The sequence below is a fragment of the Amycolatopsis sp. cmx-4-83 genome (assembly GCF_046548815.1).
GTDB lineage: Bacteria > Actinomycetota > Actinomycetes > Mycobacteriales > Pseudonocardiaceae > Amycolatopsis > Amycolatopsis pretoriensis_A.
In genome coordinates this window covers 67,871-81,044 of sequence record NZ_JAEBEF010000021.1, presented here as the reverse complement: position 1 = coordinate 81,044, position 13,174 = coordinate 67,871, and the positions used below count along the sequence as shown (strand labels likewise).

Genomic DNA, 13,174 nt, shown 5'->3' with positions numbered 1-13,174 from the left:
GAGTGCCGACTGCTAGGGTGAAAATCCCTGCCTGACCACGAAACGCGTGGGTCCGGGCGGCCGCAGATCGGAGTGGGTCTCCGGTGACGGAGCTCGTCGAACGGGACGCCGAAGTACGTGCACTGGCAAGGTCGCTCGCCCGCCTCGGTGCCGGCCAGGGCGGGGTGGTCGTCCTCGACGGTGGCGCCGGCGCGGGGAAGACGGCGCTGCTGAAGGAAGTTCGCCGGCTGGCGGTGGACCGGGGGTGCACGGTGCTGTCCGCGCGCGCCGCGGAACTCGAGCGCGAGTTCGCATTCGGGGTGGTGCGCCAGCTCTTCGAGCCCGTGCTCCCCGCGGCGGGACCCGAGCGCGCCCGGCTGTTCGGCGGTGCGGCGGGGAACGCCGAAGGCCTCTTCGGCGCCGCGGACCAGACCATCGCCCCGGGCGCGTCGTACGCGGTGCTGAACGGCTTGTACTGGCTGCTGGTCACCTTGGCCGAGCGGGCCACGCCGGTCCTGCTGGTGGACGACGTGCACTGGGCCGATCTCCCTTCCCTCCGGTTCCTGGGTTTCCTGGCCCGCCGGCTCGACTCCTGCGCCGCGCTGGTGGTGGTCACGACGAGGTCCGCCGACCACGGCGAAGACGGGCTGGCCGACGACCTCCTCGCCACGGACGAGCTGACGCTCCTGCGTCCCCGGAACCTGAGCGGCCGCGCGGTCGCGGAGCTGGTCCGCCGCGAGCTGGGCCCGGACGCGCACGAGGAGTTCTGCGCCGCCTGCCACGCCCTCACCGGCGGGAACCCGCTCTTCGTCCGGGAACTGCTGCGCGTCCTGGCCACCGACGGCGTCCGGCCCACCGCCGAAGGAGCCGCCGCCGTCGCCGCGGCCGGTCCTGACGCGATCCGGTGGTACGTGACGGCACGGTTGCGCCGGCAACCCCCGCCGGTGCGCGCGGTGGCCCGGGCCGTCGCGGTGCTGGGCGACGACGCGGCGCTCGCCGAGGTGGCCGGGCTGGCCGGCGTGCCGGCGCCGGAGGTGGTCGCCGCCGCGCGCCGCCTGACGCGTGAAGGGATCTTCGACCGGGCCGATCCGCCCGCTTTCGTCCACGCGGTCGTGCGCGACGTCGCGCACGCGTTGATCCCGGTGCCGGAACTCGGGCAGGAGCACGAACGGGCCGCGCAGGTGCTGCTCGAGGCGGGCCGGCCGGTCACCCGGGTCGCCGCCCACCTGCTGCGGACCACGCCGGCCGGGGTGCCCGGCCGCGTCGGGCTGCTGGCGGCCGCGGCCGACCAGGCCTTCCGGCACGGGGCGCCGGAGAACGCGGCGGTGTTCCTCGACCGGGCACGCGCCGAACCACCGCCGTCAGCGCAGCGCGCGGAGGTGAGCCGGCAGCTGGGCAACTGCCGCGCGCACCACCTGGCCCTCGCCGAAGCCGACGGCCACCTCCGGGAAGCGCTGGCCCTGGCCGACGGCGGCCGGCAACGAGCCTTGTGCGCGTACAGCTACGCCCGGTTCCGCAACGCCTGCGGTGAGCCCCGGGAGGCGGTTCCGCTGCTCGTGCGGGCGTTGGCGGACCTGGCCGGCGCCGACGATCCCGGGCTGGTGCTGGAGGTCGAGGCGGAGCTCATCGGGATGGCACGGGCCGACCTGGGCGGGCGGGCGGAACTGCTACACCGGCTGGACTCCTTCGGCCGCCGGACCGGCCGGCCGCAGGCGGTCCTGGACTCCCAAGCGGCCTTGGAGGCCGTGCTCGCCGGCCGCCCGGTCGGCGAGGCGCTGGCCTTCGCCAGGTCCGCACTGGCGGGCGAGGTGCTGACGCCTGAGCGGTGCGGGCTCTGGGCGGCGGTGCACACCCTGCTGGTGACCGATCAGCTCGACGAGGCCGACCGGCGGATGCAGCGGGCGCTGGACACCGCCGTGGACCGCGGTCTGCTGCTGCCGATGGGCATCGTCCGCGGCTACCTGGCCCGGATCGCGTTCCTCCGCGGCGACCTGGCGCAGGCGGCCGAGCACCTCGAGCTCGGTACGGCGGCCGCGCCACCACCGAACATCGGCCTGCCACTGCTGGAGGCGACCGCGGCCGACGTGCACCTCGAGCACGACCGGACCTCGGACGCCGCGGCCGTGCTCGCGGCCGGGGTACTCGGCGGCGACCGTTCACCGCACTCCTCGGCGCACCTGTGGCTGCTGGGTTCACGGACCCGGCTCCGGCTGGCGCAGGGAGACCACGTCCGTGCGCTGGCCGACGCCGCGCTCTGCCGGGAGTCGTACGAGCGGTGGGGTGCCGGCGAGCTGTGGGACGTGCCGTGGCGGTTGCTGGCAGCCCGGGCCCACCTGCTGGCCGAGCGGCCCGCCGAGGCCTCGGCGCTGATCGGCGAGCAGCTCCGGCTCGCCCGTGGCTTCGCCGTTCCGCGTCACATCGCGGTCGCGCTCCGCGCCTCGGCCCGGCTGGCCGGGCCCGCGGACGCGCGCCGTTACCTCGAGGAGGCCGTCGAGCTGCTGCGCACCGGACCAGGCCGGCTGGAGCACGCGCACACACTGGCCGAACTCGGGCAGCTGCACATGCGCGGCGGCGACCGGAGCACGGCCCGCGCGACCATCCGGCGTGCCGCCGAGCTGGCCCTGGAGTGCCAGGCGCACCCGCTGGCCGACCGGTTGACGGCCGGTCTCACGACGAAAGGCGGCCGTCCGCCGCGGCTGCGCGTCACGGGTGTCAGCGCGTTGACCCCGTCGGAGCGCCGGGTCGCCCAGCTGGCGGCCGACGCGCTGACCAACCGCCAGATCGCCGAACGGCTGTACGTCACGGAGAAGACGGTCGAGGCGCACCTGAGCCGCGCGTTCCGGAAACTCGACGTCCGATCCCGCATCCAGCTCGTCAGCCGGCTCAGCACCGGACCTCGTTCGTGACGTCGACGCGTCGAGCGTTTCTCGGTCCATTTCGAAGATAAACACCGAGCCACCTGAGCGAGTGATTTCACGCCATTCACGATGTCCGATTCCCCGCGCACGTCCTATGCTCGTCCGACGCCTTCCCGCCGTTGTCCTCCGCTCGGCGGTTCCTGCGCACCGATCGGGTATTCGCGCAGGTCAACCCGGCCAAAGCGTCGGTAGTGTCCTTTCCGGACAGATGTGCTGCCCCGGCGGCCGGGGCCCCGAAAGCGCCCGGTCGCCGTACCCGGAAAGGAACCCCGAGAAATCATGTCCACATTGCGACGACTGGCGCTCGCCGGCGCATTCGCGCTGCCGCTTTCCCTCGTGATCGCCGGTCCTTCGAGTGCGCACCCGCTCGACTGGCCGCACGATTCCTGGAGTGCCGAAAGCTCGGCCACCTGGGCCGGCATCGGTGGTGCGGGCACGACCGAGACCGAGGAGGGCTCCGACTGGTGGGGTCACCACTGGTCGGAGACCGACACCGCCGTCGCCGGGATCGGCGGGGCCGCCGTGATCCACGGTGAGACGTCCGGCACCGACGAGGACGACTGGTCGGACGACGACGACTGGGCCGACGACGAGACGCCGGCCGTGGTCCACCACGACTCGCACCCGGTAGCGCACCAGGAGTCCCACCCGGCCACCCACCACCCGGCGGCGCACCACGCCTCCCACCCCGTCGCGCACCACCCGGACCCCGAGCCGGAGGCGCCCGCCGCCGACGTCAGCTACGCGACCGAGACGCAGTCGGCCGACATGGACGGGGCCACCTCCTCGCACGTCGCCAGCCACGCCGGTGACCACCACGCCGCCTACGAGGCGGAGAACCTGTCGGCCGGGCCGGACGGTGCCGTGTCGGAGGGCGTCCACGCCCTCGCCGTGCCGCAGTACGCCGCCTACGCCAACTGGTACGCGGCCGCCGGTGACGAAGGGGCCGTCGTGCACTCGGTGTCGTCGGTCGCCGACGCCACCGACGACTACGGCTACCACCACCACCGCGACAGCGACCGCGGCTGAACCGCCGGGCCGGGTCCGCGAGGGCGGACCCGGCCCGCTCAGCCCAGCAGGGCCAGCACCGCGGCCGACTTCTCGGCGTCGAGGAACCGCAGGCCCATGAAGTTGTCGCCGGTGGTGAAGCCGGGCAGCGCCCAGATCGCTTCGTACGGGACGTCGACCACCCGGTAGCGGCGCAGGCTGTAGACGTTGCTCCACACGCACTTGCCGGGATCGGGCCGCCACAGCCGCCGGGCGAACGCCGGGTCGCGGAAGCTGTGCCCGACCTCCGCGGCCGCGCGCACGTGCTTGCCCCCGGTGAGCAGGACGACGTCGCCGGTCCGCACGGTGGCCATCCGCTTGTCGTGCTTCTCGGTGGCGCCCCAGAAGCGGGCGCGGCCGTCCGGGTGGAGCTCTTCCAGCCGCGTCCGGGCTTGGGCGGGGGCGTCGCGGAACGGGACCGGCCGATCGAGGGTGGCCGCACCGTAGCGGCGGGCTTCCGGGGTGCCGTAGGACGGCTGGATGAACACCTGGACCACGCGGGCACCGTACCCGCGACGGCTCAGCCGCCGTGGGTGGTGTCGCTCTGGTAGGTCGTGTACGTGTACGGGTTGTCCAGGATCTTCGTCTCCGGGACGTCCGGGTTCATCCCCCGCCGCCACGCCTCCTCCCCCAGCTGGGACCGCAGGTGCTCGACCGTCGCCTCCACCCGCCGGCGCAGGGCCGGGAGGTCCACGCCCACCAGGCGGCCGTCGCGCTTCACGACGCGGCCGTCGACCAGGACCGTGTGGACGTCGCCGCGCTGGGCCTGGAACGCCACGTGGCCGTACGGGTTGAGCAGGGGGAACGACGCCGGCGAGTGGTCGTTCTTCAGCAGGACCACGTCGGCCTTCTTGCCGACCTCCAGCGTGCCCAGGTCCGAACGCCCCAATGCGGCCGCGCCGCCTCGGGTGGCCCAGTCCACCACCTGCTCCGCGCGCAGGGCCGCGTGCGTCACCGTTTCGCCCTTCGCGTGGGCTTCCAGGTGCTCGCGGGAACGGTCGGCGCCCAGGGTCGCGCGCATCGCGGAGAACAGGTCGCCGCTCCACCAGACCGACGTGTCCATCGACAGCGACACCGGGATGCCGTGCTGGCGCAGGGCCCAGGTGGGCGGGTAGCCCTGCCCGGCGCTCTGCTCGCTTTCCGTCGACACCGACACCGAGCCGCCGGTCGCGGCGATGCGGTGGTAGGAGTCCGCCGACAGCGACGCGCCGTGGACGTAGACCGTCTCCGGGGTCATGAACCCGTTGTCGTGCATCAGCCGGATGCCGTCGTCGCCGGTCGCGCCCCACACGCCCGCGTGCGTGGTGACCGGGACGCCGAGCTCGCGCGCCACCTCGAACGCCGGTTTCTCCGGGAACGCCGGGTCGCCGGTGACGTCGAACGCGAGCTGGAAGCCGAGGTCGCCGCCGGTGCGGCGGGCGACGAAGTCGCGGAACTCGGGCGTGCCGGTCCACGTCGCCGGTGCGTCCTGGATGTTGCCGTAGGCCAGCACGAACCGGCCGGGCACGGCTTCGAGCGCGTCGGCCGCCGCGTCGGCGTGCTGGGTGGTCTGCAGGCCGTGTGACCAGTCCACTGTGGTCGTGACGCCCGCTTCGAGCGCTTCCCACGCGCCGAGCAGGTTGCCCGCGTAGATGTCCTCGGGGCGGAACACCTTGCCCCATTCGAGGTAGTACCAGACGAAGTACTGCGTGAGGGTCCAGTCGGCGCCGTAGCCGCGCATGGCCGTCTGCCAGAGGTGCCGGTGGGTGTCGATCATCCCCGGCATGACCAGCCCGCCGGTCGCGTCGATCTCCTCGGTGCCCGCGGGGACCTCCACCGCGGGGCCGATGGCGGCGATCCGGTCGCCGGTGACGAGGACGTCTTCGCCGGGCAGCACCCGGTGGGCGTCGGCCAGCACCGTCCCACCCCGCAGGACGATCGATCCGCTCATCACGGCCTCCATTTGCGTACACTCGTCCGCCAGGCGGACAGCGGGTGGGTGCCGCCACTTTCGTCCAGTGCCGAGCCGGTGTCAATGCCCGCCGCTACGCTGCGGTCAGGACCATCGGAGAGGGAGGTGGCGCCATGCCACGCGAGGGAACCGGTCCCGACTTCATCGAGGCACTGGCCCGCGGGCTCGAGGTGATCACGGCGTTCCGGCCGGGCCGCCCGGCGATGACGCTCGCCGAGGTCGCCGCGGCCGCCGGCCTGGCCCGCCCGACCGCCCGGCGGATCCTGCTCACCCTGGCGGAGCTCGGCTACGTCCGCACCGACGGGCGCGACTACGCGCTCACCCCGCGCGTGCTCGACCTCGGCGTCGCCTACGTCCGCTCGACCGGCCTGTGGGACGTCGCCCGCCCGCACCTGGAACGCCTGGTCGCGCGCACCGACGAATCGTGCTCGATCGCCCAGCTCGACGGCTCCGACATCGTCTATGTCGCCCGGGTCGCAGTGCCGAAGATCGTCGCGCTCACCGTGCAGATCGGCACCCGCTTCCCGGCGCTGCCGACGTCGCTGGGCAAGGTCCAGCTCGCCGCGCTGCCGCCGGACGAGCTGGAGGCGGTGCTGGCCGAGCCGACCCGGTCCGGGCTGGTCCCGCGGTGGCGGCCCGAGCGCGCCGAACGCGACGCCGAGCTGCGCGAGGTCCGGGCGCGGGGCTGGGCGCTGACCGACGAGCAGCTCGCGCCGGGTATCCGGTCGGTGGCCGCGCCGCTGCGCGACGGCTCCGGCCGGGTGATCGCCGGGGTGAACGTCAACTGCCACGCCGCGGAGACCCCGGTCGAGAAGCTGCTGGAGCACCACCTGCCGCTGCTGCTGCAGACCGCCGGGGAGATCAGCGCGGACTTCGCGCGCCTGGACACCGTCCCGCACGTCACCGTCCCCGCCGCGCCTTGACCACGCTCCCGCACCGGAGCAGACTGCGGACACTAGTCCGTCAGACGGACAGATGCGGAGGCGTTGCGTGGATCGACCCGAGGGCCCGCTGTCCGGGCTGCTCGTCGCGGACTTCTCGCGGGTGCTCGCCGGCCCGTACGCCACGATGCTGCTGGCCGATCTGGGCGCCGACGTCGTCAAGGTCGAAGGACCGCAGGGCGACGAGACGCGCACGTGGATGCCGCCGGTGCGCGGGGACGTCTCCACCTACTACCTCGGCGTCAACCGCGGGAAGCGCTCCCTCGCGCTGGACCTGCGCGACGAAGCCGATGCCGCCCTCGGCCGCGAGCTGGCCACCCGCGCGGACGTGGTGATCGAGAACTTCAAGCCCGGCGGGCTGACCAAGTACGGCCTGGACTACGACACCGTCAAAGCGGCCAACCCCGCCACCGTCTACGCCTCGATCAGCGGGTTCGGCTCGGGCGAAGGCAAGCACGTGCCCGGCTACGACCTGATGGTGCAGGCGATCTCGGGGCTGATGAGCCTGACCGGCGATCCGGACGGCCCGCCGTACCGGGCGGGGATCTCGGTGTTCGACGTGATGGCCGGCAACCACGCGGTGATCGGCATCCTCGCCGCGCTCCGCCACCGCGACGCGACCGGCGAGGGGCAGCACGTCGAGGTCAACCTGCTGTCCTCGGCGCTGACCGGGCTGGTCAACCACAGTTCCGCCTACGCCGCGGGCGGGGTGGTCCCGTTCCGGATGGGCAACGCCCACCCCAGCGTCTTCCCCTACGAGCCACTGCCCACCGCGGACGCCGACCTGATCGTCGCCGCGGCCAACGACGGGCAGTTCCGCCGGCTGTGCGAGGTCCTGGACCTGCCGGACGTCCCCGGCGATCTGCGGTTCGCCCGCAACGCCGACCGCACGAAGAACCGCGAAGAGCTCCGGCCGCTGCTCGTCGAGCGGCTGAAAACCCGGGGCGCGGTGGACTGGTTCGAGGCGCTGACGAAGGTCGGTGTCCCGTGTGGACCGATCAACACCATCGACGGCGGGTTCGCGATGGCCGAACGGTTCGGGCTCGACCCCGTCGTCGAGGTCGGCGAAGGCGATCGCGCCGTCCCGACCACACGTCACCCGATCCGGTTCTCCGCGACGCCCGCCGCCTACCGGCTGCCACCGCCGGAGCTCGACGAACACGGCGCGGAGCTGCGCGCCTGGCTGACGGAGGACCGCGATGCCTGACCCGGTCTACGAAACGGCGCTGGGTTCGTCCACGAAGGACAAGATCACGCTGCTCGGCCAGGACCTCGCCGAGGACGTGATGGGCTCGGTCGGCTTCGGCGAGCTCGCCTTCTGGCTGGCGACGCAGCGACGTCCGTTCCCAGGGGAGACGCGGGTCTTCGAAGCGGTGCTGGCCGCGCTGGCCGACCACGGCTTCACCCCCACCGCGATCGTCACCCGGCTGACCTACCTGTCGGCGCCCGACTCGGTCCAGGGCGCGCTCGCCGCCGGGCTGCTGGGCGGCGGGTCGCGGTTCCTCGGCGTCACCGAGGACTGCGGCCGGTTCCTGCACGACGTGCTCACCGGCGCCGTCGCGCCCGCCGACGAAGCGGGCTGGGACGCGCTCGCGCTCGAGACGGTGGAAAAGCAGCGTGCGGCGAAGAAGTTCGTCCCCGGCCTCGGGCACCACGTGCACAAGGACGGCGACCCCCGCACCCGGCGGCTGTTCGCGATCGCCGACGAGGAGGGCCTGCGCGGCCCGCACCTGGAGCTCTTCGCCGCGATCGGGCGGGTGCACCCCCAGGTGCTGGGGAAGACGCTGCCGCTCAACGGCGCGGGCGTCTGCGGGGCCGCGCTCGCCGACCTCGGGCTGCCGCTGGAGCTGCTGCGCGGGTTCGCGCTGCTGGCCCGGACCGCCGGGCTGATCGGCCAGCTCGCCGAGGAACTGCGCCACCCCGTCGCCAACGACATCTTCCTGTCGGTCGACCTGAACAACCGGCCGGTGCCGCCGGACCCGGAACCCTGAGAGGAACGCCGATGCAGCTCGTCACCGAAGACAACATCACCGAGCTCGCCGCGGCGCGCTGGGCGAGCGCGCACGACCCGCGCACGGCGGAGCTGCTCTCCGCACTCGTGCGCCACCTGCACGCCTTCGCCCGCGAAGTGCGGCTGAGCGAGACCGAGTGGATGGCCGCGATGCGGTGGCTCACCGAAACCGGGCAGATCAGCGACGAGAAGCGGGAGGAGTTCATCCTCGCCTCCGACGTGCTGGGCCTGAGCATGCTGGTGGTGCAGATGAACCACGCCTTCGACGCGAAGGCGACCCCGGCCACGGTGCTGGGCCCGTTCCACATCGACGGCTCCCCGGAGAAGGAGTTCGGCGGCGACATGTCCGACGGCCTGCCCGGCACGCCGCTCTACGTCACCGGCACGGTCACCGGGCTGGACGGCTCCCCCGTCGCCGGCGCGGTCCTCGACGTCTGGCAGGCCGACGAGGAAGGCGCGTACGAGTCGCAGATCCCCGGCATCGACGAAGCCCGGCTGCGCGCGAAGTACACCAGCCGCGCCGACGGGGCCTACTGCCTGCGCACGATCGCGCCCAAGGGCTATTCGATCCCGATGGACGGCCCGGTCGGCGAGCTGATCGGCGGCACCGACATCAGCCACTTCCGGCCCGCGCACGTGCACTTCCTGATCAACGCGGCCGGCTACGAACCGCTGATCACGCACCTGTTCCAGGAAGGCGCCGAATACCTCGACAGCGACGTCGTGTTCGGCACCAAGCAGGAGCTGGTCGTCACCTTCGAACCGCGCGAGCCCGGGCCCACCCCCGACGGCGGGCACTGCGCCGAGCCGTGGCTCGAGGCCCGGTACGACTTCGTCCTGCAGCCCGTGTGATCGCCGCGGAGATCCGCGAGGCGGGTGAGCCGCCCGTGGTGACCGACCGGCCGGAGCCCGAACCGGGCCCGGGCGGGGTCGCGGTCAGCGTCACCGCGGCCCCGATCACGCCGCTGGACCTGCTCTGCGCGTCCGGCACGTCCTACTTCGGGCGCCCGGCGACGCCGTACGTGCCGGGGGTGCAGGGGGTCGGGGTCCTGACGCGACCGGCGCCGATGCACCCGGCGGGCACGCCGGTCTGGTTCGCCACGGCCGCGGGCATGCTCCCCGGCGACGGCAGCATGGCCGAGCACGCCGTGGTGGCGTCCGCGGACGTGGTCGTCTTGCCGGCCGGGGCGGACCACGCGCTGGTGGCGGCGCTCGGGCTGTCGGCGGTGGCGGCGGGGCGGTGCCTGACCGCGACCGGTGAGCTCGCCGCGGGTGAGACCGTGCTGGTGCTCGGGGCCGGCGGGGTCGTCGGCCAGTCGGCGGTGCAGCTGGCCCGGGTGGCCGGGGCCGGGCACGTCATCGCGTGCGCGCGCTCGGACGCGGCGCTGGAGCGGGCCCGGCGGCTCGGCGCGGACGCCACCGTGCGGCTCGAACCCGGCGACGACGTCGAGACCCTGGCCCGGCGGTTCGGCGCCGGGCCGCCGGTGGACCTCGTGCTCGATCCGGTGTGGGGGCTCCCGGCCGCGGCGGCGCTGCACGCGCTGCGCCCGGGCGGGCGCCTGGTCAACCTCGGCAGCTCGGCGGGTGAGCAGTGCCCGGTGTCCTCGGCCGTGCTGCGCAGCCGGTCGCTGCGCATCCGGGGGTACACGAACAACGAGCTGAGCGGCGACCAGCGCCGTGAGGCACTCCTGACGGTGGTGGGGCACGCGATGACCGGTGCCCTCACGGTCGACTACGCGCGGGTGGCGCTGCACGACGCGGCCCGGGCGTGGACCCGCCCGGGCCGCGTGGTGCTAGTTCCCTAGGCCGGCGTAGCCGTCGGTGGCCAGGCGCTTGCCGATCTGGTCGTAGACGGCCTGGTCGTCGGGGGCGATCGTGCCGAGGCCGTCGACGTACCGGTTGAACAGGCAGAACGACGCCGCGATCAGCACGGTGTCGTGGATTTCGACGTCGGTGGCGCCCTCGGCGCGGGCGGCGGCGACGAGCTCGCCGGTGACCGCGCGCCCGGTTTCGCGGACGGCGAGGGCGATCCACAGCAGTGCCTTGATCTTCGCCGAGACGGGGGCGTCGTCGATCCCGCCGCACGCGGCGTCGACCACCGCGCGGCCGCCTTCGAGGGTCTCGGCGGCCGCGGCGGCGTGGCTGCCGGTGCAGAAGCGGCACTCGTTGCCGTTGGACACGACGGCCGCGATCAGCTCGCGTTCGCCGACGGTAAGGGAGTTCGGCCCGCGCAGCAGCACCTCGGCCAGCTGCCCGAGCGGTGCCGCGGTCTCCGGCCGGTAGGCGAAGAGCGCGGAGATCCCGGGCAGGGCCGGGTCGAGCGGGATGTGCGGCATCGAGTCCTCCTGGCAGGGCGAAAGGTCCTCTCGCGAGTCTTTCGCCCCGCGGCGGCCCGGCCAACCTCCGCTTTGCGCAACCGGGCCACCGCCGAACGCCTCAGCTGATGCTGAAGTCGTCCGCGTAGAGGGCACTTTGGCCGTACCAGCCGTGGACGTAGACCGTCACCGCGCCCGACGCGCCGGTGGTGAAGGGCACCGACAGCTGGGTCCAGCCGCTGCTCGAGGTCCACGTGCTCGCGCTGGCCCCGCCGCGGACGCCGACGTAGGCGTAGCTGCCCTGGACCCACGCCTTGAGCGTGTAGGCGTGGTTGGGGGCGAGGGTGACGTTCTGCGCGGCCTCGCCGGTGGCCGAGGCCGTCGGCACGACCTGCAGTGCCTTGGTGCCCGAGTGGGCCGGGGTGGCGACGATGGCGTCGCCGGCGGCGCTCCACGGGCTCAGCGCGCCGGATTCGAAGCCGCCGTTGACGACGCCGCCGGCGGGCGGGGTGCCGTTGACCGTGAGGGTGAAGGTGGTGCTGTGGCTGCCGGAGGTGGCGGCGCCGGTGACGGTCAGCGGGTAGACGCCGGGGACGGCCGCGGCCGTGGTGCTCACCGACAGCGTCGCGGTGCCGCCCGCGGTCACCGTGCCCGGGCTGACCGACGCCGTGACGCCGGCGGGTGCGCCGGTGACCGACAGCGCGACCTGCTGCGCGGAGCCCGACGTCACCGCGGTGCCGATCGTGGCGGTGGCGGACTTGCCGGGGTCGAGGGCGGCCGAGGCCGGGTTCGCGGTGACGGAGAAGTCGTTGCCGGGTACGGAGGTGCCGCCGGTGAAGGGTTCGAAGGCGTGGCTGAAGAACCAGGTGTCCTGGGCGATGCCGGAGCAGTTGTCCGCTGCGGCACCGCCGGGGCAGCTGCCGTTGTCGCGCTGCAGCGCCCAGAAGGAGATTTCGTTGATGCCCTTGGAGACGGCCCAGTTGTAGACGGTGGCGGCGTCGGCGGTGGTGAAGGTCTCGGCGGGGCCGAAGTCGTCGACGCCGATCATCTCGGTGACCCCGACGCTCGCCCACAGCTGCGCCTGCGTCTTGCCCGGGTAGAGCGCGGCAAGCTGGGAGACCAGGCCGGTGGCGGCGGTCTGGGTGTCGGTGGCCATCTGGTGGGCGGCGTTGTCGTAGTAGTCGAAGGTCATCAGGTTGACCACGTCGACGCGGGTGCCGTTGGAGACGGCGTTGCGCAGCACGGCCAGTCCGCTGTCGGCGAGCCCGCGGGTGGTGGTGGGCAGGGTGTAGGAGATCTGCAGGGAGCGGCCACTGGCGGCGGCCCAGTCCTGGACCTTCTTGATGGCCTTGTTGCGGCGGTCGATGCCGGCGGAGTTGGTCAGCGAGTTGTCCTCGATGTCCATGTCGAGCCGCGGGACGTCGTAGGTGGTGATCACCGACTCGTAGGCCGCGGCGATGGAGTCGACGCTGGTGCAGCTGTCGGCGATCTCGGTGCCGGTGTTGTCGGCGGTGTAGCCGCCGAAGGAGGGGATGACGTCGCCGCCGCGGGAGCGGATCGTGGCGATGTCGGAGCCGAAGGTCGAGTTCGCGATCGGCATCCCGGTGTCACCGTTCCAGTAGACGGTGCAGGAGCCCTTGGTGGCGGCCTGGATGAACGCCATGGTGAGGTGCTTGGCCCCGGACTGCTGGGCCAGCGCGGCCGGGCTCTCCCCCGTCCAGGCTTCGAAGTAGGGCGCGAACACGTGCGTGGGCAGCGGCGTGGCGGCCTGGGCGGTGCCGGCGGCAGTGACCAGCGAACCGGTCGAAACCGCCAGTGCGGCCAGGAAAACGGACATACGGGGGAAGGATCTGCGTCGACGCATCTGCGCTCCAGAGCCGGCGGGGACCGTGCCGCGGCGGTGCACGGGGGAACGCCTTCAGGATTGGATCAGACCAATCCTGGCGTCAAGGTCTAGACCACTAAACCGGCCGGATGGCCGCCGGGGTTGGGCCGGGCCGGAAAAGTCCCTT

At 73.3% G+C, this 13,174-nt stretch carries 11 protein-coding genes; 7 read left to right on the top strand and 4 right to left on the bottom strand.

Annotation, left to right across the window (positions count from 1 at the left end):
• The first annotated feature begins 83 nt into the window (after positions 1-83).
• Positions 84-2,885 carry an ATP-binding protein gene (locus ACLJQM_RS45200; protein WP_410636300.1) on the top strand — a complete coding sequence of 934 codons (2,802 nt, stop codon included), beginning with the start codon at positions 84-86 and terminating at the stop codon, positions 2,883-2,885.
• Positions 2,886-3,176: 291 nt separating this feature from the next.
• Positions 3,177-3,926, top strand: coding sequence for a hypothetical protein (locus ACLJQM_RS45195; protein ID WP_360781972.1), 750 nt, complete (start codon positions 3,177-3,179; stop codon positions 3,924-3,926).
• 38 nt (positions 3,927-3,964) lie between these two features.
• Here ACLJQM_RS45195 and ACLJQM_RS45190 read toward each other — a convergent pair whose 3' ends face one another.
• Entirely contained in the window at positions 3,965-4,441 is a 477-nt protein-coding gene (locus ACLJQM_RS45190; RefSeq protein ID WP_410636299.1) for a hypothetical protein, read from the bottom strand.
• A 23-nt stretch (positions 4,442-4,464) separates the two neighbouring features.
• A complete protein-coding gene (locus tag ACLJQM_RS45185) occupies positions 4,465-5,874 on the bottom strand; it encodes an amidohydrolase family protein (RefSeq protein ID WP_410636298.1) in 1,410 nt (469 codons plus the stop codon).
• Between the two features lie 134 nt (positions 5,875-6,008).
• Between ACLJQM_RS45185 and ACLJQM_RS45180 the strand changes: the two genes are divergently transcribed.
• The 5 genes from ACLJQM_RS45180 to ACLJQM_RS45160 all read left to right on the top strand — a co-directional run bounded on the left by ACLJQM_RS45180 (position 6,009) and on the right by ACLJQM_RS45160 (position 10,652).
• On the top strand, positions 6,009-6,818 hold the full coding sequence (locus tag ACLJQM_RS45180; RefSeq protein WP_410636297.1) for an IclR family transcriptional regulator C-terminal domain-containing protein: 810 nt from the start codon (positions 6,009-6,011) through the stop codon (positions 6,816-6,818).
• 67 nt (positions 6,819-6,885) lie between these two features.
• Positions 6,886-8,043, top strand: coding sequence for a CaiB/BaiF CoA transferase family protein (locus tag ACLJQM_RS45175; RefSeq protein WP_410636296.1), 1,158 nt, complete (start codon positions 6,886-6,888; stop codon positions 8,041-8,043).
• Positions 8,036-8,827: a citryl-CoA lyase gene (locus ACLJQM_RS45170; RefSeq protein ID WP_410636295.1), complete on the top strand. Its 792-nt coding sequence runs from the start codon at positions 8,036-8,038 to the stop codon at positions 8,825-8,827. Before ACLJQM_RS45175 ends, ACLJQM_RS45170 begins: the two co-directional genes overlap by 8 nt.
• Before the next feature lie 11 nt (positions 8,828-8,838).
• Complete coding sequence (locus ACLJQM_RS45165; protein WP_360781959.1) at positions 8,839-9,699, top strand: dioxygenase; 861 nt, start codon at positions 8,839-8,841, stop codon at positions 9,697-9,699.
• On the top strand, positions 9,696-10,652 hold the full coding sequence (locus ACLJQM_RS45160; RefSeq protein WP_410636294.1) for a quinone oxidoreductase family protein: 957 nt from the start codon (positions 9,696-9,698) through the stop codon (positions 10,650-10,652). Before ACLJQM_RS45165 ends, ACLJQM_RS45160 begins: the two co-directional genes overlap by 4 nt.
• On the opposite strand, the gene ACLJQM_RS45155 is transcribed toward ACLJQM_RS45160, so the two are convergent.
• On the bottom strand, positions 10,641-11,183 hold the full coding sequence (locus tag ACLJQM_RS45155; RefSeq protein WP_247023295.1) for a carboxymuconolactone decarboxylase family protein: 543 nt from the start codon (positions 11,181-11,183) through the stop codon (positions 10,641-10,643). The genes ACLJQM_RS45160 and ACLJQM_RS45155 overlap by 12 nt on opposite strands.
• Before the next feature lie 100 nt (positions 11,184-11,283).
• The gene (locus ACLJQM_RS45150; protein WP_410636293.1) at positions 11,284-12,999 is read right to left on the bottom strand and encodes a glycosyl hydrolase family 18 protein; all 1,716 of its coding nucleotides are present in this window, start codon (positions 12,997-12,999) and stop codon (positions 11,284-11,286) included.
• Between the last annotated feature and the right edge of the window lie 175 nt (positions 13,000-13,174).